28 protein-coding genes are annotated in these 26,019 nt (G+C 71.6%); 16 read left to right on the forward strand and 12 right to left on the reverse strand.

Annotation, left to right across the window (positions count from 1 at the left end; genetic code table 11):
- Positions 1–128: 128 nt before the first annotated feature.
- Positions 129–2,204: a PhoX family phosphatase gene (locus SLV14N_RS20815; protein ID WP_263270554.1), complete on the forward strand. Its 2,076-nt coding sequence runs from the start codon at positions 129–131 to the stop codon at positions 2,202–2,204.
- A gap of 292 nt (positions 2,205–2,496) precedes the next feature.
- Complete coding sequence (locus SLV14N_RS20820; protein WP_208682585.1) at positions 2,497–3,795, forward strand: esterase family protein; 1,299 nt, start codon at positions 2,497–2,499, stop codon at positions 3,793–3,795.
- Between the two features lie 198 nt (positions 3,796–3,993).
- Here SLV14N_RS20820 and SLV14N_RS20825 read toward each other — a convergent pair whose 3' ends face one another.
- Positions 3,994–4,821 (reverse strand): polysaccharide deacetylase family protein, encoded by an 828-nt coding sequence (locus SLV14N_RS20825; protein ID WP_263270555.1) that lies wholly within the window; start codon positions 4,819–4,821, stop codon positions 3,994–3,996.
- A gap of 298 nt (positions 4,822–5,119) precedes the next feature.
- On the opposite strand from SLV14N_RS20825, the gene SLV14N_RS20830 reads away from it, so the two are divergent.
- From SLV14N_RS20830 to SLV14N_RS20840, 3 genes are read left to right on the forward strand one after another with little or no spacing between them, the layout of a single operon-like run.
- Complete coding sequence (locus tag SLV14N_RS20830) at positions 5,120–5,869, forward strand: ABC transporter permease (RefSeq protein ID WP_208682589.1); 750 nt, start codon at positions 5,120–5,122, stop codon at positions 5,867–5,869.
- Positions 5,866–6,540 (forward strand): ABC transporter permease, encoded by a 675-nt coding sequence (locus SLV14N_RS20835; RefSeq protein WP_263270556.1) that lies wholly within the window; start codon positions 5,866–5,868, stop codon positions 6,538–6,540. The genes SLV14N_RS20830 and SLV14N_RS20835 overlap by 4 nt, the downstream gene beginning before the upstream one ends.
- Positions 6,537–7,487 (forward strand): ABC transporter substrate-binding protein, encoded by a 951-nt coding sequence (locus SLV14N_RS20840; protein WP_263270557.1) that lies wholly within the window; start codon positions 6,537–6,539, stop codon positions 7,485–7,487. Before SLV14N_RS20835 ends, SLV14N_RS20840 begins: the two co-directional genes overlap by 4 nt.
- A gap of 97 nt (positions 7,488–7,584) precedes the next feature.
- Here the strand turns inward: SLV14N_RS20840 and SLV14N_RS20845 are convergent, their stop codons facing one another.
- Both SLV14N_RS20845 and SLV14N_RS20850 read right to left on the reverse strand, forming a co-directional pair.
- Complete coding sequence (locus SLV14N_RS20845) at positions 7,585–8,742, reverse strand: betaine/proline/choline family ABC transporter ATP-binding protein (protein WP_208682595.1); 1,158 nt, start codon at positions 8,740–8,742, stop codon at positions 7,585–7,587.
- Between the two features lie 75 nt (positions 8,743–8,817).
- Positions 8,818–9,525 (reverse strand): response regulator transcription factor, encoded by a 708-nt coding sequence (locus SLV14N_RS20850; RefSeq protein ID WP_263270558.1) that lies wholly within the window; start codon positions 9,523–9,525, stop codon positions 8,818–8,820.
- Between the two features lie 323 nt (positions 9,526–9,848).
- Here SLV14N_RS20850 and SLV14N_RS20855 point away from each other — a divergent pair, with 323 nt between their 5' ends.
- The gene (locus tag SLV14N_RS20855) at positions 9,849–10,790 is read left to right on the forward strand and encodes an NADP-dependent oxidoreductase (RefSeq protein WP_208682598.1); all 942 of its coding nucleotides are present in this window, start codon (positions 9,849–9,851) and stop codon (positions 10,788–10,790) included.
- A 7-nt stretch (positions 10,791–10,797) separates the two neighbouring features.
- On the opposite strand, the gene SLV14N_RS20860 is transcribed toward SLV14N_RS20855, so the two are convergent.
- From SLV14N_RS20860 to SLV14N_RS20870, 3 genes are all read right to left on the reverse strand, one after another.
- A complete protein-coding gene (locus tag SLV14N_RS20860; RefSeq protein ID WP_263270560.1) occupies positions 10,798–11,799 on the reverse strand; it encodes a hypothetical protein in 1,002 nt (333 codons plus the stop codon).
- A gap of 166 nt (positions 11,800–11,965) precedes the next feature.
- Positions 11,966–12,568 carry a hypothetical protein gene (locus SLV14N_RS20865; protein WP_263270561.1) on the reverse strand — a complete coding sequence of 201 codons (603 nt, stop codon included), beginning with the start codon at positions 12,566–12,568 and terminating at the stop codon, positions 11,966–11,968.
- Positions 12,569–12,709: 141 nt separating this feature from the next.
- Positions 12,710–13,735, reverse strand: a complete 1,026-nt coding sequence (locus SLV14N_RS20870; protein ID WP_263270562.1) for a cation diffusion facilitator family transporter — start codon at positions 13,733–13,735, stop codon at positions 12,710–12,712.
- Between the two features lie 225 nt (positions 13,736–13,960).
- Between SLV14N_RS20870 and SLV14N_RS20875 the strand changes: the two genes are divergently transcribed.
- From SLV14N_RS20875 to cobM, 3 genes are all read left to right on the forward strand, one after another.
- Positions 13,961–14,233, forward strand: coding sequence for a hypothetical protein (locus SLV14N_RS20875; protein WP_263270564.1), 273 nt, complete (start codon positions 13,961–13,963; stop codon positions 14,231–14,233).
- A 110-nt stretch (positions 14,234–14,343) separates the two neighbouring features.
- On the forward strand, positions 14,344–15,690 hold the full coding sequence (cbiE, locus tag SLV14N_RS20880; protein ID WP_263270565.1) for a precorrin-6y C5,15-methyltransferase (decarboxylating) subunit CbiE: 1,347 nt from the start codon (positions 14,344–14,346) through the stop codon (positions 15,688–15,690).
- The gene (cobM, locus tag SLV14N_RS20885) at positions 15,687–16,481 is read left to right on the forward strand and encodes a precorrin-4 C(11)-methyltransferase (RefSeq protein ID WP_208682610.1); all 795 of its coding nucleotides are present in this window, start codon (positions 15,687–15,689) and stop codon (positions 16,479–16,481) included. The genes cbiE and cobM overlap by 4 nt, the downstream gene beginning before the upstream one ends.
- Positions 16,482–16,694: 213 nt before the next feature.
- Here the strand turns inward: cobM and SLV14N_RS20890 are convergent, their stop codons facing one another.
- Positions 16,695–16,910, reverse strand: coding sequence for a hypothetical protein (locus SLV14N_RS20890; protein WP_263270567.1), 216 nt, complete (start codon positions 16,908–16,910; stop codon positions 16,695–16,697).
- A 666-nt stretch (positions 16,911–17,576) separates the two neighbouring features.
- Here SLV14N_RS20890 and SLV14N_RS20895 point away from each other — a divergent pair.
- A complete protein-coding gene (locus tag SLV14N_RS20895) occupies positions 17,577–17,945 on the forward strand; it encodes a hypothetical protein (RefSeq protein ID WP_263270568.1) in 369 nt (122 codons plus the stop codon).
- Positions 17,946–17,967: 22 nt separating this feature from the next.
- Here the strand turns inward: SLV14N_RS20895 and SLV14N_RS20900 are convergent, their stop codons facing one another.
- A complete protein-coding gene (locus tag SLV14N_RS20900; protein WP_208682616.1) occupies positions 17,968–19,158 on the reverse strand; it encodes a cobalt-precorrin-5B (C(1))-methyltransferase in 1,191 nt (396 codons plus the stop codon).
- Positions 19,159–19,175: 17 nt separating this feature from the next.
- On the opposite strand from SLV14N_RS20900, the gene SLV14N_RS20905 reads away from it, so the two are divergent.
- Positions 19,176–19,985: a cobalt-precorrin-6A reductase gene (locus tag SLV14N_RS20905; protein WP_263270570.1), complete on the forward strand. Its 810-nt coding sequence runs from the start codon at positions 19,176–19,178 to the stop codon at positions 19,983–19,985.
- Positions 19,986–20,099: 114 nt separating this feature from the next.
- Here SLV14N_RS20905 and SLV14N_RS20910 read toward each other — a convergent pair whose 3' ends face one another.
- On the reverse strand, positions 20,100–20,327 hold the full coding sequence (locus SLV14N_RS20910; RefSeq protein WP_262042427.1) for a hypothetical protein: 228 nt from the start codon (positions 20,325–20,327) through the stop codon (positions 20,100–20,102).
- Between the two features lie 126 nt (positions 20,328–20,453).
- Here SLV14N_RS20910 and SLV14N_RS20915 point away from each other — a divergent pair, with 126 nt between their 5' ends.
- The 4 genes from SLV14N_RS20915 to SLV14N_RS20930 all read left to right on the forward strand — a co-directional run bounded on the left by SLV14N_RS20915 (position 20,454) and on the right by SLV14N_RS20930 (position 21,930).
- Positions 20,454–21,278: a helix-turn-helix transcriptional regulator gene (locus tag SLV14N_RS20915; protein ID WP_263270571.1), complete on the forward strand. Its 825-nt coding sequence runs from the start codon at positions 20,454–20,456 to the stop codon at positions 21,276–21,278.
- Positions 21,275–21,484: a DUF397 domain-containing protein gene (locus SLV14N_RS20920; protein ID WP_263270572.1), complete on the forward strand. Its 210-nt coding sequence runs from the start codon at positions 21,275–21,277 to the stop codon at positions 21,482–21,484. The genes SLV14N_RS20915 and SLV14N_RS20920 overlap by 4 nt, the downstream gene beginning before the upstream one ends.
- 22 nt (positions 21,485–21,506) lie before the next feature.
- The gene (locus SLV14N_RS20925) at positions 21,507–21,704 is read left to right on the forward strand and encodes a DUF397 domain-containing protein (RefSeq protein ID WP_263270573.1); all 198 of its coding nucleotides are present in this window, start codon (positions 21,507–21,509) and stop codon (positions 21,702–21,704) included.
- 61 nt (positions 21,705–21,765) lie between these two features.
- Positions 21,766–21,930: a hypothetical protein gene (locus tag SLV14N_RS20930; RefSeq protein ID WP_263270574.1), complete on the forward strand. Its 165-nt coding sequence runs from the start codon at positions 21,766–21,768 to the stop codon at positions 21,928–21,930.
- A gap of 68 nt (positions 21,931–21,998) precedes the next feature.
- On the opposite strand, the gene SLV14N_RS20935 is transcribed toward SLV14N_RS20930, so the two are convergent.
- Positions 21,999–22,757, reverse strand: coding sequence for a DUF817 domain-containing protein (locus SLV14N_RS20935; RefSeq protein WP_263270575.1), 759 nt, complete (start codon positions 22,755–22,757; stop codon positions 21,999–22,001).
- Between the two features lie 253 nt (positions 22,758–23,010).
- Here SLV14N_RS20935 and SLV14N_RS20940 point away from each other — a divergent pair, with 253 nt between their 5' ends.
- Positions 23,011–23,583, forward strand: coding sequence for a dihydrofolate reductase family protein (locus SLV14N_RS20940; protein WP_263270577.1), 573 nt, complete (start codon positions 23,011–23,013; stop codon positions 23,581–23,583).
- Positions 23,584–23,771: 188 nt separating this feature from the next.
- Here SLV14N_RS20940 and SLV14N_RS20945 read toward each other — a convergent pair whose 3' ends face one another.
- Both SLV14N_RS20945 and SLV14N_RS20950 read right to left on the reverse strand, forming a co-directional pair.
- Positions 23,772–25,379 (reverse strand): precorrin-2 C(20)-methyltransferase, encoded by a 1,608-nt coding sequence (locus tag SLV14N_RS20945; RefSeq protein WP_263270579.1) that lies wholly within the window; start codon positions 25,377–25,379, stop codon positions 23,772–23,774.
- Between the two features lie 2 nt (positions 25,380–25,381).
- Positions 25,382–26,014 carry a precorrin-8X methylmutase gene (locus tag SLV14N_RS20950; protein WP_263273225.1) on the reverse strand — a complete coding sequence of 211 codons (633 nt, stop codon included), beginning with the start codon at positions 26,012–26,014 and terminating at the stop codon, positions 25,382–25,384.
- Positions 26,015–26,019 lie beyond the last annotated feature (5 nt).

The raw sequence follows: 26,019 nt of genomic DNA on the forward strand, positions 1-26,019 counted from the left end.
CGTGCGGCGGAACGGCCCCCTTAGCGTCGCGGCGAACCATGACCGCGAACCGAACGCTTGCGCTCGAATCCGTTCGACTGCGCTCAAAACCGTTCGACATCGTTCGACACCGCTAAAGAGGGGGAAATGTGCGCAAGTTCCTGCCGTTGATCGGCTCGCACCCTGGTGGGCGTTCGGCCCTGACGTGCCGGTACCGCTGTGGTGACGCCTGTTTTCACGAGACGCCCAATACGAGCGACAACGCCTACGTCGGTGAGGTCATCGCCGGTGCGCTGTCCCGGCGTTCGATGGTGCGGGCCGCCGCGGTCGTGACGGTGGCGGCGGCAGCCGGGGGCGTGGCGGGCGGCGTGGGGGCGCCGGCGGCCGTGGCGGCGCCGGGTCCTGGCCAGGCGCCACGGGGCGGGAAGGGCCACAAGGCGGCGCGCGGACTGCGGTTCGCCACGGTGGCGCCGAATACGGCCGATGCGGTGGTCGTCCCGGAGGGGCACACCCAGAACATCATCGTCCGGTGGGGCGACCCGATCCTGCGTGGGGCGCCGGCGTTCGACCCGGACCGGCAGTCGGCGAAGGCGCAGGCGGGGCAGTTCGGTTACAACAACGACTACATGGCCGTGCTGGACGTGCCGGGCGAGCGGCACCGGCAGCTGATGGTGATCAACCACGAGTACACCGACGAGCAGCTGATGTTCGCCGGGTACGACGCGGAGGCGCCGACGCGGGAGCAGGCCGAGATCGGCTGGGCGGCGCACGGGCTGTCCGTGCTGGTCGTACAGGAGGAGCGGCACAGCGGGCGGCTGACGGCGGTGTCCCGGCACCGGCTCAACCGGCGGATCACCGGCACCACGCCATTCGACGTCACCGGCCCCGCGGCGGGCAGCGATCTGCTGAAGACCTCCGCCGATCCCGAGGGGACGCGGATTCTGGGGACGCTCAACAACTGCGGCGGTGGCATCACGCCGTGGGGGACGGTGCTGTCCGGCGAGGAGAATTTCAACCAGTATTTCGCCAATGGGGACAGTGTCACCGATCCGACGGCGGCGGCCCGGCTCAAGCGGTACGGCATTACCGGCGGGGCGAGCCAGCGTAAGTGGGAGCGGTTCGACAAGCGCTTCGATGTGGTGCGGGAGCCGAATGAGGCGCACCGGTTCGGATGGGTCGTGGAGATCGATCCCTACGACCCCGAGTCGACACCGCGGAAGCTGACGGCGCTGGGGCGGTTCAAGCACGAGGCGGCCGAACCGCGCCTGACGGCGGACGGCCGGCCCGTTCTCTACATGGGCGATGACGAGAAGTTCGACTACTTCTACAAGTTCGTCTCCGCCCGGCGGATGAAGCGGGGCACTTCGCGGGCCGCGCGGGAGCACAACCGGACGCTGCTGGACGAGGGGACGCTCTATGCCGCCAAGTTCACCGGTGACAGTGCGGCGGGGGAGATCGACGGGTCGGGCAAGCTGCCGAAGGACGGGGCGTTCGACGGGTCGGGGGAGTGGATTCCGCTGGCGAGCGGTGACACCTCGTATGTGCCGGGAATGACGGCGGAAGAGGTGTATGTCTTCACGCGGATCGCTGCCGACAAGGTGGGCGCCACGAAGATGGACCGGCCGGAGGACGTCGAGCCCAGCCCGCGTACCGGACGGGTCTATATCGCGCTGACCAATAACAGCGACCGGGGGAAGGCCGGCAAGGCTCCGGCGGACGAGGTCAATCCGCGCAAGGAGAACAAGCACGGGCAGGTTCTGGAACTGAGCGAGCGGTCGGACGACCCGGCGGCGGACCGTTTCGACTGGCGGCTGTTCCTGGTCTGCGGTGACCCGGAGGACCCGGCGACCTATTTCGGCGGATTCCCCAAGGACCAGGTCAGCCCGATTTCCTGCCCGGACAACATCACCTTTGATGTGCACGGAAATCTGTGGATATCGACCGACGGAAATGCGCTGGGCAGCCATGACGGGCTGTTCGGGGTGGCGACCGCGGGAGAACGGCGGGGTGAGGTCAGGCAGTTCCTGACGGTGCCCACGGGGGCCGAGACCTGCGGGCCGGTCGTGCAGGAGCGGCGGGTGCTGGTCGCCGTGCAGCATCCGGGTGAGGTGGACGGGGCGAGTGTCGAGCGGCCCGCCTCGCAATGGCCGGACGGCGAAGGGGAGTTGGTCCGGCCGTCCGTGGTGAGCGTGTGGCGGAAGGACGGACGGGACATCGGGGTCTGAGAGCGGACGGCGGCCCGTGGGGCGGGCACCGGCTCCCCGTCCCGCGGGCCGCTGCCCCTTCCACGGGCCCCGGCCCCGTCCCGCGACGCGCCCGGCGGCTCTCCCCCCGGCCTCCACATCACGCCGCGGAAACGATGTGGCAAGAGCAGGGTAAGAAGTAGGTCGTTCAGGTATCCGATGCGCAGGTGTGCCCGTCTTCTCCGGTGACCATTGTCCTGAGCCGTCCGTTGTGCCTAAGGCGGCCGGTTAAGAAGGCAAGAACCCTTCCTAGGGTGACGGGAGATGTGGGCGCATGGGGCTGACCAGTCAGTCGCTCGAATACACGGTGATCGTGCTGGCGGTGCTCTGTGTGGCCGCCACGGTCTGGCTCTGGCCCCGCCTGGCGCGGCGCGGGGTGGGGGCGGTCCTCGGCAGGCTGGGCGCGATCGTGGTCACCCAGGTGTCGATCGTGTGTGCGCTCGCCCTCGCCGTGAACACCAACTTCGAGTTCTACGGCAACTGGGACGAACTGCTGGGCAACACCGAGGAGGCGCCGGCCTCCGTGAGCCAGGGCGGCGGCCAGTACGCCTCGGTCGGCAACCTGAAGGGCGGGCTCGTCCAGCCGGCCGGTCCGCAGGGGCTCGACCGGGTGACCGGACTGCCCAAGGGGCCCGCGGACCGGGTGGGCAAGGTCGAGTCCGTGAAGATCGTCGGCCGTCGCAGCCGGGCCATCAACCCGGGCTTCGTCTATCTGCCGCCGCAGTATTTCCAGCAGCAGTTCCGCCGGCAGCGGTTCCCCGTCATGGTCGTCATCAGCGGCTACCCCGGCGGGATCATGAACCTTGCGCAGCACCTCCAGGTGCCGCAGAACGCGGGCCGGCTGATCGCGCAGGGCAAGATGCAGCCGACGGTGATCGTGATGGTCCGGCCGACGATCGCCCCGCCGCGCGACACCGAGTGCGTGGACGTGCCGAACGGGCCGCAGGCCGAGACGTTCTTCACCAAGGACCTGCCGGACGCCATGAAGTCGGCCTACCGGGTGGGCCGTGACCCCAGTGCCTGGGGTGCGTTCGGCTACTCGTCCGGCGGTACCTGCTCGCTGCAGCTGGCGATGCGCAACCCGAAGGTCTACACCTCGGCGGTCTCGCTCTCCGGTGACTACGCGATCAAGGACGACCTGACCACCGGCAGCCTCTTCGGCCCCGGCCCGGACGGCGCCCGCCGCGAGCGGGAGCACGATCTGCTGTGGCGGCTGAAGAACCTGCCCGCACCGCAGATCTCCGCGCTGGTGGCCAGCAGCCGTAAGGGCGAGGCGGGTTACGGCGACACCATGAAGTTCCTCCGTGCGGCCAAGTCGCCGATGACGGTCGACTCGATCATCCTGCCGCAGGGCAGCCACCAGTTCACGACCTGGCGGCGTGAGGTCGTGCCGGCCCTGGAGTGGCAGAGCCAGCAGCTGACGTTCCCGCAGGACACCGAGGCCGTGCCGCAGCGCAAGCCGGGTGTGGCGAAGGGCGGCGCCCCGGGCCGGCGGACCACGCCGTCCCCGACACCGTCGACGTCCGACGACAAGGGACACCGACGGGTGGAGGCGGAGCGCCCCCGGGGGTGAGCCGCAAGTGAACCGAGCAGGGGCGCCGGAGCTGTCCGGCGCCCCTGTTGTGTGCCGTGACGCCGGGCGGTGGGCCGTGCACCCGCGGCGCCGGCACTGGTGGCACCGGCTCAGCGGCAAGGGGACGGCCGGGCCGGCCGAGGCCTCCGGGGTCGGGCCGGGGTGACGGAAGGCGGCTGCGGCACCGGCCGTGGCGCGCTACGGCCGGTAGACCATCCCCGGCTCGGGCTTCGCCGGGGAGAGCAGCTGGGAGACCGTGACGATCGTGTAGCCGCGCTTCTTCAGCTCCTTGAGGATGCCGGGCACGGCCGGCACGGTCCCCCGGTAGATGTCGTGCAGCAGGATGATGCCGTCGCGCTCGGTCTGTTCGAGCACCCGCTTGGTGATCAGGGCCGAGTCGTTGGTCTGGTAGTCCTTGGCGGTCACGCTCCACAGGACCTGCGCCAGGCCGAGGTCCTTGCTGATCTCGGAGACGCTTCCGTCGGTCCTGCCCTGCGGCGGGCGCATCAGCCGGGGCGTCTTGCCGGTGATCTTGCGGACCGCCTCCTGGAGGCGTGACATCTCGCGCTTGGCCGCCTCGGGCGACATGTCGGTCAGGATCTGGTGCGACCAGGTGTGGTTGGCCAGCTCATGGCCCTCGGTGTCGATCCGCTTCACCTCCGCCGGGCGCTTTTCGACGTGGTTCTTGCCGAGCATGAAGAAGCTCGCCCGGACCTTCTCCTTCTTGAGGATGTCCAGCAGGCGGTTGGTGTTCTCGCTGGGGCCCGCGTCGAAGGTGAGCGCGACGCACTTGGCCTTGCGGCAGTCGATGTCGTCACCGGCCGCGCCCCGGGGGGCCTTGGCGTCCTTGCCCGCGGCGAGCGCGGCGTCCTTCTTGGTGACCTCGGCCGCCGGTGCCTCGGCGCGGGCGTCGGCCGGGGCGGTGACGTCGTAGGTGGCGCAGCCGCTGAGGGCCAGGGCCAGGGAGACGGCCGTCAGCAGCCCGGCTATGGACGTGCGGCGGGCCGCGGATATCGGCTTCGGCATACGGGTCTCTCTTCGGGCGCGGGTGGTCGGCAACGAGCCCGTGACCTGCGTTTTCGCGCATGGCAAAGCCGACGCGTACGGGGCGGGGCCGCGCCGCGCCGACCATCGGTGACAGCGGTCGAGGGGACTCGAGGGAACTATACATAGGTAGTACACACCGCGTGTATACGTGTGGTGTGTACGTGGCGGGAGAGGCAGAAGAGGCGGGTGGGAGGCGCGGCGGTGGAGGCCGTCCGCGCCCACCCCGATCGGACGCGCCCGCCGCGACACCCCGCCCGTGCCGCGGTGGACTCGTACCGTGACCGCACCGCCGCCGGACGACTGCCTGGCGCACAACGACTGGATCTGCGGCGACTACCTGAGCACCCGTCGGCAGATCCTGCTCGACGCGCTCGCCCAGCACCTCCAGCTGACGCTGATCTCGGTGGCGCTCGGGCTGGTGATCGCGGTCCCGCTGGCGCTGCTGGCCCGCCGCAGACGCTGGACGGTCGGGCCGGTGCTCGGCATCACCACCGTGCTCTACACGATCCCGTCGCTGGCGATGTTCTCGCTGCTGCTGCCCCTCTACGGGCTGTCCGCCACCCTCGTGGTGGTCGGCCTCGCGCTGTACTCCCTCACGCTGCTCGTACGGAACATCCTGGCGGGGCTGGACGGGGTCCCCGCCGAGGCCAGGGAGGCCGCCCGGGGGATGGGGTACGGGCCGATGCGCCAACTGCTGACCGTCGAGCTGCCGCTGGCCGTACCGGCGGCGATGGCCGGGCTGCGGATCGCCACGGTCTCGGCGGTCGCGCTCACCACCGTCGGTGCCATCGTCGGATACGGCGGACTGGGGAACCTCATCTACTCCGGGATGAATGCGTTCTTCAAGGCGCAGGTGCTCACCGCGTCCGTGCTCTGTGTGCTGATCGCGGTCGTCCTGGATCTGCTGCTGCTCGGTGTGGAACGGCTGCTCACGCCCTGGCGCCGGGCGGGCCGGCGGGCGCGGGTGCGTTCCCGGGCCATCGCCGGACCGAAGCGGCCGGCCGCCGCGGCCGGGCAGCAGGCATGAACACCGTCTCCGCGGTCTGGAGATGGCTGACCGCCGCCGCCAACTGGTCAGGGGAGAACGGCGTGTGGCACCGCCTCGAACAGCACCTCGTGCTCACCTTCGCCTGCCTGGTCATCAGCGCCCTGATCGCGCTGCCGGTCGCCCTGACGCTCGGCCACCTCGGCCGCGGCGGCGCGCTGGCCGTCAACCTCGCCAACATCGGCCGCGCGGTGCCGACCTTCGCGGTACTCGTCCTGCTGCTGCTCACCCCGATTGGACGGCACGGGCAGTGGCCGACGATCATCGCGCTCGTGCTGTTCGCCATCCCGCCGTTGCTGACCAATGCGTATGTCGGGATGCGTGAGGTGGACCAGAACGTGGTGCGGGCCGCGCGGGGCATGGGGATGACCGGCGCCCAGCTGGTGTGGCGGGTCGAGGTGCCGCTCGCCTCTCCGCTCGCTCTGACCGGCATCCGGATCGCCGCGGTCCAGCTGGTGGCCACCGCCACGCTCGCCGCGCTGGTGGGCGGCGGCGGCCTCGGCCGGATCATCACCGCGGGCTTCAACCTGGCCAGCACCCCGCAGGTGGTCGCCGGAGCGGTGCTGGTCGCGGTGTTCGCGCTGCTGATGGAGGCCGCCTTCGAGCTGGCGCAGCGGTGGGCGCCGGGCTGGGCGGGCGGACGGATCCGATGAGGGCCGCTGTGGCGGCCGTTGCGGGCGCCGCCGTCCTCGGGGTCTCGGCCTGCGCCAGCGGCCCCTCGCTGGAGACCCGCTCCGCGATCACCGCCTCCCCCGATGACAGCCGTGAACTGGTCATCGGCTCGGCCGGCTTCACCGAGAGCGAGCTGCTCGCCCAGATGTACGCGGCGCTGCTCGACCACGCCGGGTACCGGACCCGGGTCGTGACCGTCGGCAACCGGGAGCTGTACGAACCCGCCCTGGAGGTGGGGCAGATCGATGTCGTCCCCGAGTACGCCGCCACCTTCGCGGACTGGCTCCATGCCAAGAACAAGGGCTCCAAGGCGGCGCCGGTGGCCTCGCCCGACATCGGCGCCACCATGGCCGCGCTGCGCCGGCTCGCCGGCCCGCGCGGGCTGACCGTGCTCCCGGCCGGACGGGCCGTCGACCAGAACGCCTTCGCGGTGAGCGCCTCCTATGCCCGCAAGCACCACCTCAAGACCCTCAGTGATCTGGGCAGCGCCAAGCTTCCGGTGCGTCTGGCCGCGGGCGATGAATGCGTCCAGCGGCCGTTCTGCGCGCCGGGGCTGAAGAAGCGCTACGGGATCCACATCACGGCCATCGACCCGAAGGGTGTCGGCACCACGCCCGCCAAGCAGGCCGTGCAGAACGGGCAGGACCAGATGGTGCTGACCACCAGCACCGATGCCACTCTCGACCAGTTCGGTCTGGTGCTGCTCACCGACGACAAGAAGCTGCAGAACGCCGACTGTGTCGTCCCCGTCGTCAACCGCGCGCGGGCGGGCGGCGAGCGCCCGGCCGCCGCACTCAACCGCCTCAACAAGGTGCTGACCACCGCCGACCTGGCGTACCTCAACGAGCAGGTGGACAGCTGGCGGCGGCTGCCGGCGGATGTGGCGCGCAACTACCTGAAATCCAAAGGGCTGTTGCCCAAGAACTGACACGGGAGGCCAGGGCGCGGTGTTTCACGTGAAACGCCCGTCCTGGCTCGCTGCGCGCCGTTTCACGTGAAACACCCCCCTGTCGCCCGGAGCGCCCTCACTCCGTAGGGACCGAGTCCACCTCGGCCCGCTCCCGCGGTACCCCCCGCTCGTCCGATCCGATGGTGCGGCGCAGTGCCTCATGGAGTGTGGTCGGGGTGAGAACGCCCAGGAACCGGTGGCCGTCCAGGACCGCGATCCAGCCGGCATCGTGTTTGAGCATCTCGCTGAAGGCCGCTTTGAGCGTGCCGGTCACCGGCACCCAGGCCTCCATCCGGCGGGCGTGACCGGCGACCGTGCCCTCCCCGCCCGCCAGCTCCTCGGTGCCCACCCAGCCGTGCAGTGTGCCGTCCTCGTCGAGTACCACAGCCCAGCGGGCGCCCTCGGTCCGCAGCCGGGCCAGGGCGTCCGCGGCGGGTTCGCCGAGCCGGGCGAACGGAGGGCGTTCGAGGTCGCCGCGGTCGATACCGGTGACCGAGAGCTGCTTCAACGCACGGTCGGTACCGACGAATTCGGCGACGTAGGGGGTGGCGGGGGCGCCGAGGACGCTCGCGGGGGTGTCGTACTGCTCGATCCGGCCGGCGCCGTAGACCGCGATCCGGTCACCGAGCCGGATGGCCTCCTCGATGTCATGGGTGACCAGCAGCACCGTCTTGTGCAGATTGGCCTGCAGCCGCAGAAACTCCTTCTGCAGCCGGTCGCGGACGACCGGGTCGACCGCGCCGAACGGCTCGTCCATCAGCAGCACGGGCGGATCGGCGGCGAGCGCACGGGCCACCCCGACGCGCTGGCGCTGCCCGCCGGAGAGCTGGTCGGGGTAGCGCGGGCCGTAGACGTCCGGGTCCAGACCGACCAGATCCAGGAGTTCGGCGGCCCGCTCGCGGGCCCTGGCCTTCTTCCAGCCGGTCAGAAAGGGCACGGTCGCGGTGTTGTCGAGGACGGTGCGGTGCGGGAAGAGACCGGTCTGCTGGATGACATAGCCGATCCCGCGGCGCAGAGTGACCGGGTCGACGCCGGCGATGTCCGCACCGTCGACACAGATCCGGCCGTGCGTGGGGTCGATGAGCCGGTTGACCATCATCATGGTCGTCGTCTTGCCGCAGCCGGACGGTCCGACCAGTGTCACCAGTTCCCCCTCGCCGACCTCGAAGGAGAGGCCGTCGACGGCGGTGGTCCCGTCGGGGTAGCGCTTGGTGACGGACTCGAACCGGATCATTGCGCCATTGAATCCCGCGGCCCGCGGCCGGACCCGTCATGCGGGCAAACGGGTGGGGGCGGAGATAGGCCCTCCTCAGACCGCTTCCCGCCGTGCGCCGGGCTCCGGCTCGCCGCCCGTCCCCGGCCCGTCGGTCATCCGGTACCCGGCGCCCGGCACGGCCTCGATCACCGGCGGGTCGCCGAGCTTGGCGCGCAGCGCGCCGAGGGTGACGCGTACGGCGTTGTCGCCATAGCTGGTGTGCTCCTCCCACACCTCCTCGATCAGCTCGTCACCGCTGACCACCGCGCCCTGTGCACGCAGCAGCACTTCCAGCACCCCGAACTCCGTACGCGACAGCGCCAGCGCCCGGCCGTCGCGGGCGGCCAGCCGGTGCGCGGCGTCGACGGTGACGCCGGCCCGCTCGATGACCTGCGGTACCACCCGGCGCGCTGCCCGGCCCAGCGTCAGGACCCGGGCGAGCAACTCCTCATGGGCGAAGGGCTTGGCCAGACAGTCGTCGGCGGCCGGCTCCGGGTCCGCCACCCGGTCGTCCGGGCCGGCCGCGGTGAGCAGCAGCACCCTGGTCGGCAGCCTGTGCTCCACCACATACCGGCGCAGGGCGTCGCCGTGCGGTGCGGGCAGCTCACCGTCCAGGACGAGCACGTCGTACGCGACGAGCCGCAGTCCGGCCAGCGCCGCGCGGCCGTCGTGGGCGATATCCACCACGATCGCGGCGCGGCGCAGCTCCGCGGCGATCATGTCCGCGAGGCATTCCTCGTCCTCCACCACCAGAACGCGCATGGCGTCATATCTACCCGAGGCGGACCTTCCGGAGAGCTGAACGCCCTGCGCCGCGACCCCGGGACCGGGGAATTCACCAGGCTGGAGCCGAGCGGCGCCCGGCACGGGCCACCCGGGGCGCAGCGCCGGTGTCGCGGACCGCCGGCCGGGCCGCGACGGCCCGTGCAGCCGCGCCATGTCGAACGGGGGCCGGACAGCCCCGGCGTGCGGGGCCGTACGAGTTGCTTCCGCCGCACCGCCTCTCCTCCTGCCGCCTCCGGCCCGGCCGGCGTGCTTACGATCCACTTCGGCCACCGGTCGGAAGGGTGGAAGGGAGCGCCACGATGAGAGCCGTAGCAGTCAGCGCATTCGGTGAACAGCCGCAGCTCATGGATCTGCCGCAGCCCGAACCAGGGCCCGGTGAGGTCCTGGTGCGGCTGTCCGCCGCCGGACTCAACCCTGTCGACTGGAAGCTCGCCGACGGTATGTTCGGCGATGCCGTGCCGGCCGCGTTCCCCCTCGTCCTGGGATCGGACGGGGCGGGCGAGGTGCTCGCCATCGGGAGCGGGGTGCGGCGGTTCACCATCGGCGACGCGGTGTTCGGCCAGTTCCAGCGGCCCGAGCAGGGCGGCGGTTCGTACTGCGAACTCGCCGTCGCCGACGAGGACCGCATCGCGCACGCCGCCCGCAGCGTCACCTACGCCACCTCCGCGGCACTGCCGACGGCCGGCATGACCGCGTACAACCTGGTCGAGGAGACCCGGATCGCCGAGGGCAGAACGGTGCTGATCGTCGGCGCGACCGGCGGCGTCGGCACCTTCATCACCCAGCTCGCGGCCGGCCGCGGCGCCGAGGTGATCGCCACCGCCCGCCAGGCCAAGGCGGAACTGATGCGCACGCTGGGCGCCGCCGAGACCGTCGACCACACCGCGGGCCCGATCGCCGACCAGGTCCTCGCGCACCATCCGGGCGGTGTCGATGTGCTGATCGACATGACCAGCGGCCCCGCCGAGTTCGCCGAACTGACCCGGACCGTACGCGACGGGGGGACCGCCGTCTCGCTGATCGGCTCGGCCGACGCGGACGAGCTCACCGAGCACAACCTCCGCGGCTTCAATTTCGTCAACCGCCCCTCCCCGCAGCTGCTGGAGATCCTCGCCGGCCATGTCGACGCGGGCCGGCTGACGGTCCTCGTGGGCCGTGAGGTCTCCCTGGAAGAGGCACCGGACGCCCTGGCGACCAGCCGCACCGGCCGGGCACAGGGGAAGACGGTGCTGGCGATCTGAGCGGCGGTCAGGGACCGGCGCCGGCGCCGGTGCGGGCGGAGAGCCGGCGGGCCCGCAGGGCCCGGAGAGCCGGCGGTCCCGCCGCGGCCAGCGCCGCGGTCAGCCCTCCCGCGCCGATGACCAGCCAGAACCCGGTGCGCAGCGGTCCGGTGAGGGCGTCCGCGTAGGCGCCCGCGGCCGGCCGGGAGACCATCGCGGGCAGCGCGTCCAGGGCGCGGCTGCGGACCAGCGCGAGCGCCGCGGCCAGCAGGCCGGCGGCCGCCGCGCAGCCCAGCCCCGTACCGATCAGCGCCCGCCGCTTGCGCCGCGCCAGCAGCAGCCCGCCGGTCAGACACAGCGCCGCGACCGGCGGCAACAGCAGCGCCCCGGTGCGGACGAGCTCGTAGACGGCCCGGATCCGCGGCACGTCCGGCCCCTTCAGCAGCACGATCTCCACCCCGGCCCGCGGCACCCGCCGGAGAATGTCGAGCCCCATGCCGTTGTGGGACAGCTGACGCTTGACCCGTTCCACGACCGGGGTGAGATCCAGCGTCACCGCGGACCGCCCGGACGCGGCCAGCCGGCCGTCCAGCGTCCGGTGGGCGGTCCGGTGCACCCCGTTCCACACCGCGGGGAAGCCGCTCCCGGTGACGACCTGCCGCACCTGCTGGGCCACGAACTGGCGGATCCCGCGGGTGAAGTGCCGCCGCACCGCGGGACGCTCGGCGCGCGGTACGGCCTTCAGCAGCCCGTCGAGCCGGACATGCGCCATCACACCGGCCGTCACATCGTCGACGACCGCCTCCTGGACGGCGGTGTTCCCGGCCAGCGGCGCCACCGCCGCCACATAACTGTCGGTCTCGGTCAGCTCGGCCCGCGCCCACAGCGCGACCAGGCTCAACGGCAGCAGCAACGCCCCCACCAGCAGCAACACCCCACCGGCCAGCCCCCGTGCGCGCCGCGGCCCGTGCGGCGGCCGCTCCCCCTCCGTCACCCGCCCGCCCGGGCGTACGGGTGCGCTCGCTGACATCGCGTCCGGTCCTTCCTGCACGGCGGACCGGTGCGCGTCCCACGGACCGGCCGGGCCGGAGGAGCTCCGCGGGACGCGCCCTACGGCCACCTCCCAGGCAAGTGGGAACCCGCGCCGCCCGCGAGCCGGGACGGTGCCAATGGGTGACCGGGCGCGCGGCCCCGGCTCAGCCCGCCCGCGCGGCGCGCCGCCGCCGGACCGCCCGCACCACCCCCGGCCCGAACAGCGCCATCGCCACGGCGGCCGCCGCCCACCCCATCCAGCCGCCGCCCTCACCCTCCGGAGCGGTCTCCGGCAGGTCGTCCAGATCGCCCGAGCAGGCTGTGGGCGCGAAGGATTCGCCGACGTACACACAGACCGTGGCGGCGGCGCGGAGCGTGCCGGGGGCGGCGGAGGCGACGAGGTCGGCGCGGCCGCCGAGCACGGCCGTGGCGGTGAAGACCTGGATGTCGTGCGCGGGCAGATCGGCGCGCCAGATCGCCTTCTGCTCGCCCATACCGTGCCCTTCGACGGTGCCGCCGGGCGCGGTCGCCGAGGTCGTGGTGGCCGGCATCCGCTGTTCGATCCGGGCGCCGTGGACCTCGGTGGCGCCCAGGTTGTGCACGGTGATGCGGTAGTCGAGCCGTTTGCCGGACTCGGCGTCGTCGGCGCCGTCGGTCACCGCCACCGTGACGGAGACGGCGGGCGGTGCCTTCGGGGCGTACGCGGCGGCGGACGGTCCGGGGAGCGTGGCGGCGCACAGCAGCGCGCAGACAACGGCGGTTCTCATGCCGTCATCCGAGCATCGCGGCCCCCGTCACCGGCGGCAGGCGGCGCTGTCCCGGGCCGGGTTCACCCGAGTGAGGGGACGCGGAAGCGGCGCGCCGCTCCGGCGGCCACAGTGCACCCCGGGGCTCGCCGCCCCGGCCGCTCAGTGCCGGTGCGGCCCCGGCCGGTGCACCGGACCGTGTGCGTCCTCGCAGTGGCCGGCCTGCCGCTCCGGGCCGGGACCGGGCCGCGGGCTCAGCGTGAGCAGCTCATCGGCCGCGCCCTGTTCGCCGACGTGATCGACCTGGAGGGTGGCGTGGGTGATGCCGTACTCCCCGCTCAGCAGCTCCTGCAGACTGCGGCGGACCTTGTGGCAGTCGCCGCCCGGCGCCACCAGGATGTGCGCGGAGAGCGCCGGATGTCCGGAGGTGATCTGCCAGATGTGCAGATCGTGCACCTCGACGACCTCGTCCGCGGCGACCAGGTGGTCGCCCAGCGCGTCCGGGTCGATGCCGGCCGGCGCGGCCTCCATGAAGATCCGGCCGGACTCCCGCACCAGCCCCGTTCCGGCCCGCAGCATCAGCGCGACGACCACGAGCGTGGCGATCGCGTCCGCCCGCTCGAAGCCCGTCGTCACGACGACCAGACCGGCGACGGCGGTGGCGACGAACCCGAACAGGTCGGTGAGGATGTGCTGATAGGCGCCCTCGACGTTCAGGCTGGAGCGGTTGGCCTTGGACAGCAGCCAGGTGCAGATCAGATTGACCACGATCCCGGAGAGCGCGGTGACCAGCACCAGCCCGCCGGTCACCTTCGGCGGCGAGATCAGCCGCTCGACCGCCTCGTACGCCAGCCAGACCGACAGCAGCAGCAAGGTGATGCCGTTGGCCTGCGCGGAGAGGATCTCGGCGCGCTTGAGCCCGTAGGTGTACCCGCCGCGCGCCGGCCGTGCGGCCAGCCGCATCGCGATCAGGGCCAGCACGATCGAGACCGCGTCGGTGAGCATATGGGCGGCGTCCGAGATCAGCGCCAGGGACTGCGCGACCACACCGATGACGACCTCGACCGCCATGTACGAGGTGAGCAGGATCAGCGCGGCCCGCAGCCAGCGCCGGTCCGCGTCGGGTGAGACTCCGTGTGCATGGCTGTGGCTGTGGCTGTGCCCGTGGCTATGGGCGTGCTCGGTCATCGGCGCGCTCCTTCCTGGCTCCTTGCTGCGAAGCAAACCGCACTTCCGCGAAAGATCCAAAGGCTGCACCGGTGACCGTTGTCATTACCGTCGAACGGACGATCGTGCCTGGTCAGAGCGGTGCGGAGGCGGGCGGGCGCGGGGGCGGAAACGGAGCTTGGCCATCCGCTCCCGGCTGGCGCGGTGAGCCGCCGAAGCTCCTCCTGCCGGGTAGCATCCGGCGCCATGAGCAACGCTACGGGGGAGACCCGGCGGCCCGCACCCGGCACGGGACAGCTGCTGGCGCCCCTCGGCCTGCTGGCCGCCGTCGCCATCCTGTCCACCCACCGCGACGGCCTCACCTTCTGGCTCGGCGCCCTGCTCGGCACGGTCGCCGTCCTCGGCTACCTGGCCTGCTTCGACTCCCCGCGCGGCATCTGGCAGTGGCTGCCGGCGGTCGCGGGCTTCTGCGCGGCGTTCCTGTTCGCGGGCCAGTTCCTGATCGCCCTGCTGACGTGAGGGAGGGGTGGGCCTCCCCGCGGGGCGGTGCGGAGCGACCGGTCAGTAAAGTTCGGCTCCCGTCCCCCGGACCGGTCCCCGTCCCCTCCCGACCTCTGAGGTATCCGGCAGTGAGCCCCGCACCACCCGCCCCGGCCGCTCCTGAACCCCTGTCCGTCGTCGGCATCGGGGCGGACGGCTGGGACGGACTGCCCGCCGCCTCCCGGCAGGCCCTGTGCACCGCCGAGGTGCTGATCGGCGGCGCCCGTCAGCTCGCGCTGCTGCCCGAGGAGTGCGCCGGTGAGCGCGTCCCGTGGCCGTCGCCGCTGCGCCCCGCGGTCCCCGGGCTGCTCGCCACGTACGCCGGACGCCGGGTGTGCGTGCTGGCCAGCGGCGACCCGATGTTCTACGGCATCGGACGGACGCTGACCGAGGTGCTCGGGGAGCAGGCGGCCGCCGGCGCGGGAGAGACGGCGGGCGGGTCCCCGGCCCCCGGCGCCGGCCCCCGGCTGCGCATCTTCCCCCACCCCTCCTCCGTCTCCCACGCCTGCGCCCGCCTCGGCTGGCCGCTGGAGGACACCGAGGTCGTCACGCTCGTCGGACGGCCCACCGGGAACCTGGTCCGCGCGCTGTACGACGGCCGCCGGGTGCTGGTGCTGTCCGCCGGCGCCGGCACCCCCGCCGAGGTCGCGGCCCTGCTGCGCGCCCACGGCTTCGGCCCGACCCGGATGCGCGTACTGGAGCAGCTCGGCGGCCCCCGCGAACGGACCGCCGAGGGCACCGCCGACGACTGGGACGCACCGCCCGGCGACCCCCTCAACGTCCTCGCCCTCGACTGCCGCCGTGCGCCCGGCACCCCGCCGCTCTCCACCGTCCCCGGCCTCCCCGACGCCGCCTACGAGCACGACGGCCAGCTCACCAAGCGCCATGTCCGCGCCGCCACCCTCGCCGCGCTCGCCCCCGCCCCCGGCGAACTCCTCTGGGACATCGGCGGCGGCTCCGGCTCCATCGCCATCGAGTGGCTGCGGGCGCACCGCAGCTGCCGCGCCGTCAGCGTCGAGCGCGACCCCGTACGGGCCGAGCGGATCGGCCGGAACGCGCAGGCGCTCGGCGTCCCGGGACTGCGGGTCGTCCCCGGTTCCGCGCCCGCCGCGCTGGACGGTCTGCCGACGCCGGACGCGGTCTTCATCGGCGGCGGGCTGACCGCCCCCGGCCTGCTGGCCGCGTGCTGGACGGCGCTGCCGCCGGGCGGCCGGATCGTGGCGAACACCGTGACGCTGGAGTCCGAGGCGCTGCTCGCCGACTGGTACCGGCGGCACGGCGGCGAGCTGGTCCGGCTCGCGGTCGCCCACGCCGTGCCGGTCGGCGGTTTCACCGGCTGGCGGCAGGCGATGCCGGTGACCCAGTGGGCGGCCGTGAAACCGCCGTCCGCCTCCCCGTCCCCGACCGCCCTCCCCCAGGAGACCGAGCAACCATGACCGTCCACTTCATCGGCGCGGGTCCCGGCGCCGCCGACCTGATCACCGTGCGCGGCGCCCGTACGCTCGCCTCCTGCGGGGTCTGTCTGTACGCCGGCAGCCTGGTGCCGCGCGAGCTGCTCGCCGAGTGCCCGCCCGGCGCCCGGCTCATCGACACCGCACAGCTGGACCTCGACACGATCACCGCCGAAATGGTCCGCGCGCACGAGGAGGGCCATGACGTGGCCCGGCTGCACTCCGGCGACCCGTCCGTCTTCAGCGCGGTCGCCGAGCAGATGCGCCGGCTGGACGCGGCCGGGGTGCCGTACGACGTGGTGCCGGGCGTCCCCGCGTTCGCCGCGGCGGCGGCCGCGCTCAAGCGCGAGCTGACCGTCCCCACCGTCGGCCAGACCGTCATCCTCACCCGGGTCGCGCAGCGGGCCACCCCCATGCCCGAGGGCGAGGACCTGGCCACGCTCGGGCGCAGCGGTGCGCTGCTGGTGCTCCACCTGGCCGCCATGTACGTCGACCGGGTCGTAGGCGAACTCCTGCCGCACTACGGCGCCGACTGCCCCGCCGCGGTCGTCGCCATGGCCTCCCGCCCCGACGAACTCGTGCTGCGCGGCACCCTCGCCGATATCGCCGGCCAGGTGAAGGCCGCGGGCGTGGTCCGTACGGCCGTCATCATGGTCGGCCGCACCCTGGGTGCCGAGCAGTTCCGCGACAGCCATCTCTACTCGGCGGACCGCGAGCGATCGCACCTGCCGTGCGCCGGGCCGTCGGGCACGCCGCCGGTCACGGAGACGCCGTAGCGGACGCGTAGGGGCCGTGGCCAGCGGCTGCAGTCCTTCTACCGACCGGAATTCCTCCTGGATCCCGGCCCGGACATGCGTGAACCCCGGAACTGGAGGTTCCGGGGTTCCGGCCGGCCCTGCCGAGATGCCGAAGCACCGGTGGGGCGCGAGGAATGCTCCTGGCCGTCAAGCCTTGCCGCTGACGTCGATGTCAGCCGCGGTCAGCCGCTCTCAGAAGCCGGTGGTCTCCACCGTGGCCATACCGGCGACCTGGCCGACGGGCAGGCTCGACGCGAGGGACCCGGCGGTCTCGACGACACCGCCGACGCTCACGGCGGCACCGTGCCCGGCAACCTCGGCACCGGCGCTGGCGAGCCCACCGGCAATGTTGTCCAGCTCGTTGTCGGCGATCTCGCAGGTGTCGATCGCAGGGGTGAAGCCGTTCATGGCGTGCCCTTCCCTTCAAAGCTATGGGTTCTGAACTCACGCAGACCGAATTGCCGATAAAGCCGAATTTGCCGATAAAGCGAATGCGGCCGTAACGGGACCGTTGGGCGCCGGAAATGTGGCGTCCATAATGGCGGTCCGTGTGCTCGCAGAATGCAATCACGCCAAAGCTTTCCCAGGCAACTTACCGTTCAGTTTTTAACCGGTATGCAATCGAGCGCAATAATCGCCCTGACCTGCACTTTTGCCCGCTTCTTGGTGGTGAACCGACCGTGCGGCGGCTATCGGAAAAGTGTCCTGGGAAAACCCTTCATGCATGCCCTCCGCGTATATTTTGCGGGTACCGTCCGCCGAGCCCGCGGTGAGTGTGAAGGGGTGAGATGTCTGCCTTCCCCGCTTTCCTCTCCATCGGGGGTGTCACTTCCCCCTGATCCGGAAACGGGGTGCTGTGGCGCGGGAAAGGGCTTGCGTCCGTCGGGGCTGTGTTTCGGGCAATTGCACACCGAGGACGCAACCGCGGACACGGTCCGGACCGGTCGCGGCCCCTCCGGGCCCGTCCGGATGGCTCTCCGACCGCATCAGGGTGAATACCCGTTATCCCGCCGCCGGGGACCGGTAAGGAAGCTGCGACACCCAAGGGGGGCCGAAGCAAAGGAGTACGCCACGATGCGTACCAGACTGGCCGCCGGCGTCGTCGGCGCCGCAGCCCTGCTGACGCTCTTCGGCGGCACCGTCGCCGCGGCCGACGGCAAGGAAAAGGAACATGTCGCACAGGCGAAGGACACCCCGGGACAGAGGGGCGACAGCTCGCCGTGGATGCACGACAGTCCGGGCCGGATGCACGACCGGCCGGGCCGGGTGCACGACCGCCGCGAAGGCCGCTACGACCGCCGGGAGGGCCGCTACGAGCGCCCCGGATTCCGTGACAACCCGCTGCGGCTGACCACCTGCGCCCTCGGTGCGGCGCTGGGATCGCTCACCGGCAGCCAGGACGACTGCATCGCCGACCGGTACGGCCGCGGGCACCGGAACTGACCGCTGACGTGGGGGAAGCCCGTCACCGCTGAGGGCTTCCCCGCCGGGCGTCCCCCGGCCCCCGCGGCTCCGCCCGCCCCACCACCATCCCCGCCCGGTCGATGCAGATGACGTCGACCGCGACGGGCGCGCCGCGCAGCACGGCCAGCGACTCGTCCCGTGCCGTCGCCGCCACCAGATCCCCCAGCGGGACACCCGCCGCGGCGCACAACTGCAGTGCCGCCAGGCCCGTGTTGGCCTCCGCGACCGCCCCCGCCAGCGCCTCGTCCGCCCCGCCCCGCCGGGCGAGCTCGGCCAGGAACCCCTTGTCCACCTGGGACCGCGCCGAGTGCAGATCCAGATGCCCGGCCGCCAGTTTGGACAGCTTGGCGAACCCGCCGCAGATGGTGAGCCGCTCCACGGGATGCCGCCGGACGTACTTCAGCACCGCGCCCGCGAAGTCGCCCATGTCCAGCAGCGCGTCCTCGGGCAGGTGGTGCAGCGCGACGGCCACCTTCTCCGACGTCGACCCCGTACACCCGGCCACATGCCGCCGCCCTGCCGCGCGTGCGACGTCCACACCCCGCCGGATGGAGTCGATCCACGCCGAGCAGGAGTACGGCACCACGATCCCGGTGGTCCCCAGGATCGACAGCCCGCCCAGGATCCCCAGCCGCGGATTCCAGGTGCTGCGGGCGATCTCCTCCCCGTGATCGACCGAGATCTCCACCTCGACATCGGCCGTCGCCCCCGGCCCGCCATGGCGCCCGGCGACCTCCGCCAGATGCTCCCGCATCATCTGCCGCGGCACGGGGTTGATGGCCGGCTCGCCCACCTCCAGCGGCAAGCCGGGGCGGGTGACGGTCCCGACCCCCGGCCCGGCCCTGAAGACCACGCCCGACCCCGCGGGCAGCGCCCGCACGGTGGCCCGGACCAGCGCCCCGTGCGTGACATCCGGATCGTCGCCCGCGTCCTTGACGACACCCGCCGTGGCGGCCGTCCGCCCCGGCGCCAGCTCCTCCACCGCCAGCGCGAAGGACGGCGTCTGCCCCTTCGGCAGCGTGATCGTCACCGGATCGGGAAACTCGCCGCTGAGCAGCGCCGTGTACGCGGCCGTGCTCGCCGCCGTCGCACAGGCACCGGTCGTCCAGCCGGGCCGCAGCCCGGTGTGCGCGAGCTGCGCACTACGCCCGCCCGCGGCCTTCCCCGTACCCTGCGGTTGCGCTTCAGCCACGGAGGAACCCACATCCCATGCCCGACGCAGCCCGCCCGCCACGCCATGTACTGATCCTCGGCGGTACGACGGAGGCCCGCCGCCTGGCCGCCGCCCTGGCGCCGGAGCCTGCCGGGGCACCGGAGCTCGCGCCGGAGCCCGCCCTGCGCGTGACGACCTCGCTCGCCGGCCGGGTCGCCGCGCCACGGCTGCCCGCGGGGGAGGTACGCATCGGCGGGTTCGGCGGCCCCGAGGGCCTCGCCCGCTGGCTGCGCGAGCACGCGGTGGACGCGCTCATCGACGCCACCCATCCTTTCGCCGACACGATCAGTCACAATGCGGCCCTGGCCGCCGCCACCGCCCATGTTCCCCTGCTCGCCGTCCGCCGGCCCGGCTGGGTGCCGGTACCCGGCGACACATGGCACCAGGTCACCTCCCTGGACGAGGCCGCCGCCGCTCTTCCTGCCCTCGGCACCCGCGTCTTCCTCACCACCGGCCGGATGGGCCTCGCCCACTTCGCCCACCTCACCGGCCTCTGGTTCCTCGTCCGCTCCGTCGACGCCCCCGAGCCCCCGCACCCGCTCCGTATGGAGGTGCTGCTCGACCGCGGCCCCTTCAGCGTGGAGGGCGAACGCGCGCTGCTCCGCACTCACCGCATCGACGTCCTGGTGACCAAGGACAGCGGCGCCGCCGCGACCGCCGCCAAGCTGACGGCGGCGCGGGAGGCCGGGGTCCCGGTGGTCGTCGTACGGCGCCCGCCGGTACCCGACGGGGTGCCGGTGGCGGAAGGGCCACAGGAGGCGGCGGAATGGCTGCGGGGACTTTTCAGCGCGGCCGATTCACACTGAGCCGATTCGCTTCCCGAACCCTTTCCACTAATTCTTCCCGCCGCTTTGCGCATTCCCCTTGCTCACCTTCGCCGCCGGCGTCGCGGGCGTCGGAGGAGTCGGCCGTCTCCTCACTCACGGGGCGCACTTCCCCACCGCCTGCGCGAGCCGCCGCGCGAGCTCCGGCGTGCAGCGCCCCAGATCCACCAGCGGGCGAGGAAAGTCCCCCACCAGCGACACCCCGTCCAGAGCCAGGGACGGCAAGGTGATGCCCGCCCCCTTCAGCGCCGCCCGCAGCTCGTCCCGCGCCTGCTCCGCATCCCTGATCCTCCCGGCCGCCGGACTGCGCTCCGCCAATCCCATTTCTCTTCTCCGTTCGAGTCCTGACTGGGCTGTCAATGCCCTTTCCCCGCCCTAGAGTTGTCACTCCGACCAGCTCTCGAAAGGGAGTTGGCGTTGTCGTCGGCACGGGCAACAGGGGGTCTGAGAATGGTCGAAAAGAATTCCGAGGAGGACGCGGGTTCGGCCCGCTGGGTCCTCGCCTGCGAGCTCAGCCGGTTACGGGAGTCGTCCGGCAGATCACTGGCCCAACTGTCCGACGAGGCCAACTACGACCGCACCTACCTGCACCGCCTGGAGACCGGCGAACGCCTCTCGAAGCTGCCGGTCATGGAGACGCTGGACCGGATCTACGGCACGAGTGGGCTGCTGGTGCGGCTGTGGGGGCTGGCGCGGCTGGATGCGTTCAAGGACAAGTACCGGGAGTTCATGCGGTACGAGGCGAAGGCGACGATCCTGCATACATACGCGAGTGCCATCCCTGGGTTGCTGCAAAACGAGGACTTCGCACGAGTGGTGCTGTCGTCGGTGACAACGCCCATAAGCCCCGACGAGATCGAGGAGAACGTCGCTGCCCGACTGGGCAGGCAGGAGTTGCTGCAGCGTCATCGACCGCCGCATGTGCGGATCATCCTGGATGAGGCGGCGCTGCGGCGGCCGGTGCGCGACCCCGTCATCTGGCATGACCAGCTGGTGCGGATTTTGGAGGCCGCCAAGTTGCCGCACATGACCATTCAGGTGCTTCCGTTCTCTGCCGGAGTGCATAGCCTGATGGGGGGTTCGCTCTGGCTCTTGTGGATGGCGGACGGTAGTGCCGTTGCCTACCTGGAAGGCAACAGGTCGGGCGAACTGATCGAAGAGCCAGAAGAGGTTGAGCAATATCGCCTGTCCTACGATCGGCTCCGCGACGAGGCCCTCTCGCCGTCTGATTCAGCAGCGTTCATCGAGCAGTTGGTGGAGGACAGCAGACCATGAAGACAGTCAGCGACCTGGTCGACGCCGAGTGGCGTAAGAGCAGCTACAGCGATGGCGGAGCCGACAACTGCGTCGAGGTCTCCGACGGCTTCCCCGGCGCCGTGCCGGTCCGTGACAGCAAGAACCCGACCGGGAGTGTGCTGCTCTTTCCGGCCGGAGCATGGGCGGCGTTCATAGCGACCGTAAAAGCCGATCAACTGAGCTGAGGTCAACGGAGGGCAGCAGGCCATGAACCTGGCAAGTGGTGCTTGGCGCAAGAGCAGCTACAGCGACGGAGGGGACAACAACTGCGTCGAGGTCTCCGACGGCTTCCCCGGCGCCGTGTCGGTCCGTGACAGCAAGAACCCGGCCGGTGGCGTACTGCTCTTTCCGGTCGCGGCCTGGTCGGCCTTCATGGATGGCGTGAAGGACGGTCGGCTCGGCTGACCTGGCCTCTCGGGTACGAGTACGCACCCGTACCCGAGAGGCGGGAGAAAGGAGCACGACGATGTCCGATGCCCATGTCCGTCTCCCTGAGGCTGAGCGTGCAGAGCGCGCGGCAAAGGCGCTCGCGGCGCTGAAGAGGTGGAACGGGTATGACCCCACCGCGGTACAGCAGCAGGACGTGGACAGAGAGCTCGACCGGCGTCTGGCCCAGGCGACCGGCCGGTGAGCGATGCCCTACACATCGTTCTGGGCGACAGCGCGGTGACCGCACCCATTCGACGCATCCCGTTTGGGTCACCCGGGGCCGCGCCGCCGCCTGGTTGCCGCCACGATCACGAACGTGACGCTGATCAGGAGCGCCCATGAGCCGAACTTCTCCAGGGCGACCGGTTGCCACCCGTGGAGCTGGTGCGGGTAGCGCCATGCGCCCAGGTAGGTGGCGATGTTCTCGGCCAGCCACAAGAAGAAGCCGATGAGCGCGAAGGACAGCGCCAGCGGCATGCGGTAGCGCGCCTTGCCCACACTGAACCGCACCGACGTACCTCCCGTGACCGCGACGAGCAGGGCGGCGAGGGGCCAGCGCACGTCAGGCAGCCAGTGGTGGCTGAAGAAGTTCACGTAGATGGCCACGGCCAGGGCCGTGGTGGCGCGGGGGCGGTAGCGGACGAGTTCCAGGTCCATCAGCTGCCATGCGCGGCAGACATAGCTGCCCACCGCGGCATAGAGGAAGCCCCCGTACAGAGGCACGCCCGCGAACTTGAACACCGCGGGCTCCGGATAGCTCCAGGAGCCGAGCGAGACCTTCACCAGCTCGAAGGCCAGCCCGATCGCGTGACACACGGCGATGACCAGGACATCCCTGCCGCTGTCCCACCCGCGCAGGCGGAACACCAGCGTGAGCAGCAGTCCGTAGACGAGCAACAGGTCATATCTGGCCACGGGCAACTGCGGCAGCACGGTGGACAGCGCGACCCCCGAGAGCAGCGCAACGGCGAAGGCGCAGCTGCTCGTCTGGAGCCGGGTGAAGATCAGTAGTTGCTGTACGCGGGCCATATTCGCGTGCATGGTGCGGAAGACGCGGCTGGGGCGGGAGGGGTTGCACGAGGCGTGGTCCGGCGCCGGCCAGAAGCCCGGATGAGGTGGACCATGCGGGAGGGGTTGCAAGAAGGGCAGGCGACGACCGATGAGTTTCTCCGTGATCCGCAGTCAGAGGTCATTGTTGGTGCGCTGCGGGCCGCACGTGTGATCCAATCGCGCACCAGCCGAATCTGCTGAGAGCCGGACACGAGACACCAAGGAACCTTCGATGCGTACCTTGATCAGTACCGCCTTCATCTCCCTCGACGGCGTTGTGGAGGGTCCGGGCGGCGAGCCCGGATACCGGAACTCCGGGTGGACCTTCAAGGACATCGAGTTCCTCCCCGAAGCATTCGACATCAAGGGCCGGGAGCAGAAGGAAGCCACCGCGATACTGCTGGGCCGGGCCAGCTACCAGGCGTTCAGCCCGGTGTGGCCGGACATGGCGGACTTCGCCGACTACAAGGTGATGCCGAAGTACATTGTCTCCACGACCCTCACGGAGGACGATCTGGTATCGAACTGGGGCGAGACCACGATCCTGCGCTCGCTCGATGAGGTCGCCGCGTTGAAGGAGACCGAGGGCGGCCCGATCATCGTGCATGGGAGCGCCGCCCTGAACCAGGCCCTTTCGGACGCCGGCTTGATCGACCGCTACCACCTGCTCGTCTTCCCGCTGCTGCTGGGTGCGGGCAAGCGTCTGTTCAGTGGCACGGACAAGGACACCCAGAAACTGAAGCTCGTCGAGCACGAGGTGTACGCCAACGGCCTGCAGAAGAACGTCTTCGACGTCGTCCGCTGACAAGGTCCCCCGCCCTTGCGCCCCCTCACGTTGCACTCGATGGATGGATCTGCTCGGCAGGCGTCAGGTCACCGCGCGGACCAGAGAAAGATGCCCGCTAGAGGTGCGGTCCGGAGCCGGCCCCACGCCCGGACGGAGCCCCGGCGCCCGCATGACGCGAGCCGGAGCCCCCTACCTGGCAGGCAGCCTCACCCCTCCGGATACCTCCGCGGCGTCCACACGACCTGAGTCCCGTCATCGCGCCGTACCGCCTGCGTCTGGGACGACCCGACGATCAGGAGCGTCCGCATGTCGACCTGGTGCGGGTCGAGGTCGGCGAGGTGGACGGTGCGGACCGACTCCTCGGGGCCGCCGATGTCGCGGGCGAGGATGACGGGGGTGTCGGGGGCCCGGTGTTCCAGGAGGAGTTCGCGGGCCTTGCCGACCTGCCAGGTGCGGCTTCGGGAGCCGGGGTTGTAGAGGGCGAGGGCCAGGTCGGCGCCGGCCGCGGCGTGCAGGCGTTCGGCGATGACCTCCCAGGGCTTGAGGCGGTCGGAGAGGGAGATGACCGCGTAGTCGTGGCCGAGGGGGGCGCCGGCGCGGGCGGCGGCCGCGTTGGCGGCGGTGACGCCCGGGAGGACCCGTACGGGAATGTCGCGGTAGGGAGCCTGGCAGGCGACCTCCAGGACGGCGGTGGCCATCGCGAAGATCCCTGGGTCACCACCGGAGACCACGGCTACCTTGCGGCCACGCCGGGCCAGGTCGAGGGCGAGTTCGGCGCGTTCGGACTCGACCTTGTTGTCGGAGGCGTGGCGGCGCTGGCCGGGGCGCGGCGGGACGCGGTCCAGGTAGGTGGTGTAGCCGACGAGATCCTCGGCGGCGGCCAGGGCGCCGCGGGATTCGGGCGTCAGCCAGAGCGGCCCGGCCGGGCCGGTGCCGACGACCACGACCTCGCCGGGGCCGGACGGTTCGTCTGCCGTGACCGTCCCAGTTGACGTCCCCGTCCCCGTCCCCGTCCCCGTCCCCGTCCCTGTCCCCGTGGCCGTGGCCATGTCTGTGGACGTACCCGTACTGGGCGGCAGGTCCGCGATCCGGCTCGGTACGACGCTTACGGAGAAGTAGGGGACCGTCTCCGCGTCGATGTCCGCCAGCTTCTCGGTACGTTCGCCGGCCATCGTCGCGCGCTCGACGTAGTGGGCCTCCGGGAGGCGGCCGGAGCGTTCCATGGCGCGGCGGACGGTGGGGAAGGTGCGGCCCAGCTTCATGACGACGGCCGTGTCGGTCGAGGACAGGCGGGCGGTCAGTTCCTCCTCCGGGAGCGTGCCGGGCAGGATCGTCAGGACCTCGTCGGCCTCGGCCAGCGGCTTGCCCAGACGGGCCGCGGCGGCGCTGACGGAGGTGACGCCGGGGATGACCTCGGTCGGATAGCGGTGGGCCAGCCGCTTGTGCATGTGCTGGTAGGAGCCGTAGAAGAGCGGGTCGCCCTCGGAGATGACGGCGACGGTGCGGCCGGCGTCGAGATGGACGGTGAGGCGGGCCGCCGCGGCCTCGTAGAACTCGTCCAGCGCGCCCCGGTAGCCGCCGGGGTGATCGGTCGACTCGGTGGTGACCGGGTAGATCAGCGCTTCCTCGATGTGGTCGGCGCGGAGGTGCTCGGCGGCGATGGAACGCGCGATGGAACGTCCGTGCCGGGCGCTGTGGTAGGCGATGACGTCCGCCCCGGCGATGATCTGGACCGCCCGGACCGTCATGAGGGACGGGTCGCCGGGGCCGAGGCCCACACCGTAGAGGCGACCGGTCAGCTGCTGCTCGCTCACGCTTACTCTTCCTCGCTTGCCATGGCGTTGATCGCGGCCGCGGCCATGGCGCTGCCGCCCCGGCGCCCGCGCACCACGATGTGGTCCAGCTCCGACGGGTGGGCGATCAGCGCGTCCTTGGACTCCGCGGCGCCGATGAAGCCGACGGGTATGCCGATGACGGCGGCGGGGCGGGGCGCGCCTTCCTCGATCATTTCGAGGAACCGGAACAGGGCGGTGGGGGCGTTGCCGAACGCGACCACGGCGCCTTCCATCCGGTCCCGCCACAGCTCCAGGGCGGCGGCGCTGCGGGTCGTCCCCATCTTGGCGGCCAGGTCCGGGACCGACGGATCGGTGAGGGTGCACAGGACGTCGTTGCCGGCCGGCAGCCGCTTCCGGGTGACGCCGCTGGCGACCATGTTGGCGTCGCAGAGGATCGGCGCACCGGCGCGCAGCGCCTCGCGGGCGCGGGCCACCACCTCGGGGGTGAAGGCCAGATCGCGTACCAGGTCGACCATGCCGCAGGCGTGGATCATCCGGACCGCGACCCGGCTGACGTCGGCGGGCAGGCCGGCGAGGTCCGCCTCGGCGCGGATGGTGGCGAAGGACTGGCGGTAGATCGTCGCCCCGTCCTTCTCGTAGTCGAACGCGGTCACTGTGG

It is taken from the genome of Streptomyces sp. Je 1-4 4N24 (assembly GCF_026239515.1).
GTDB classification, from domain to species: Bacteria; Actinomycetota; Actinomycetes; order Streptomycetales; family Streptomycetaceae; genus Streptomyces; species Streptomyces nigrescens.

What these genes read in the sequence shown, in the direction of transcription:
- SLV14N_RS20925 (WP_263270573.1), top strand. Translation starts at nt 21,507, where the DNA reads ATGAACCTGGCAAGTGGTGCTTGGCGCAAGAGCAGCTACAGCGACGGA.
- SLV14N_RS20930 (WP_263270574.1), top strand. Translation starts at nt 21,766, where the DNA reads ATGTCCGATGCCCATGTCCGTCTCCCTGAGGCTGAGCGTGCAGAGCGC.
- SLV14N_RS20940 (WP_263270577.1), top strand. Translation starts at nt 23,011, where the DNA reads ATGCGTACCTTGATCAGTACCGCCTTCATCTCCCTCGACGGCGTTGTG.
- SLV14N_RS20820 (WP_208682585.1), top strand. Translation starts at nt 2,497, where the DNA reads ATGGGGCTGACCAGTCAGTCGCTCGAATACACGGTGATCGTGCTGGCG.
- SLV14N_RS20835 (WP_263270556.1), top strand. Translation starts at nt 5,866, where the DNA reads ATGAACACCGTCTCCGCGGTCTGGAGATGGCTGACCGCCGCCGCCAAC.
- SLV14N_RS20845 (WP_208682595.1), bottom strand. Translation starts at nt 8,742, where the DNA reads ATGATCCGGTTCGAGTCCGTCACCAAGCGCTACCCCGACGGGACCACC.
- SLV14N_RS20905 (WP_263270570.1), top strand. Translation starts at nt 19,176, where the DNA reads ATGCCCGACGCAGCCCGCCCGCCACGCCATGTACTGATCCTCGGCGGT.
- SLV14N_RS20895 (WP_263270568.1), top strand. Translation starts at nt 17,577, where the DNA reads ATGCGTACCAGACTGGCCGCCGGCGTCGTCGGCGCCGCAGCCCTGCTG.
- SLV14N_RS20855 (WP_208682598.1), top strand. Translation starts at nt 9,849, where the DNA reads ATGAGAGCCGTAGCAGTCAGCGCATTCGGTGAACAGCCGCAGCTCATG.
- SLV14N_RS20935 (WP_263270575.1), bottom strand. Translation starts at nt 22,757, where the DNA reads ATGGCCCGCGTACAGCAACTACTGATCTTCACCCGGCTCCAGACGAGC.
- cobM (WP_208682610.1), top strand. Translation starts at nt 15,687, where the DNA reads ATGACCGTCCACTTCATCGGCGCGGGTCCCGGCGCCGCCGACCTGATC.
- SLV14N_RS20860 (WP_263270560.1), bottom strand. Translation starts at nt 11,799, where the DNA reads ATGTCAGCGAGCGCACCCGTACGCCCGGGCGGGCGGGTGACGGAGGGG.
- SLV14N_RS20915 (WP_263270571.1), top strand. Translation starts at nt 20,454, where the DNA reads ATGGTCGAAAAGAATTCCGAGGAGGACGCGGGTTCGGCCCGCTGGGTC.
- SLV14N_RS20875 (WP_263270564.1), top strand. Translation starts at nt 13,961, where the DNA reads ATGAGCAACGCTACGGGGGAGACCCGGCGGCCCGCACCCGGCACGGGA.
- SLV14N_RS20865 (WP_263270561.1), bottom strand. Translation starts at nt 12,568, where the DNA reads ATGAGAACCGCCGTTGTCTGCGCGCTGCTGTGCGCCGCCACGCTCCCC.
- SLV14N_RS20850 (WP_263270558.1), bottom strand. Translation starts at nt 9,525, where the DNA reads ATGCGCGTTCTGGTGGTGGAGGACGAGGAATGCCTCGCGGACATGATC.
- SLV14N_RS20825 (WP_263270555.1), bottom strand. Translation starts at nt 4,821, where the DNA reads ATGCCGAAGCCGATATCCGCGGCCCGCCGCACGTCCATAGCCGGGCTG.
- SLV14N_RS20920 (WP_263270572.1), top strand. Translation starts at nt 21,275, where the DNA reads ATGAAGACAGTCAGCGACCTGGTCGACGCCGAGTGGCGTAAGAGCAGC.
- SLV14N_RS20870 (WP_263270562.1), bottom strand. Translation starts at nt 13,735, where the DNA reads ATGACCGAGCACGCCCATAGCCACGGGCACAGCCACAGCCACAGCCAT.
- SLV14N_RS20910 (WP_262042427.1), bottom strand. Translation starts at nt 20,327, where the DNA reads ATGGGATTGGCGGAGCGCAGTCCGGCGGCCGGGAGGATCAGGGATGCG.
- SLV14N_RS20840 (WP_263270557.1), top strand. Translation starts at nt 6,537, where the DNA reads ATGAGGGCCGCTGTGGCGGCCGTTGCGGGCGCCGCCGTCCTCGGGGTC.
- SLV14N_RS20890 (WP_263270567.1), bottom strand. Translation starts at nt 16,910, where the DNA reads ATGAACGGCTTCACCCCTGCGATCGACACCTGCGAGATCGCCGACAAC.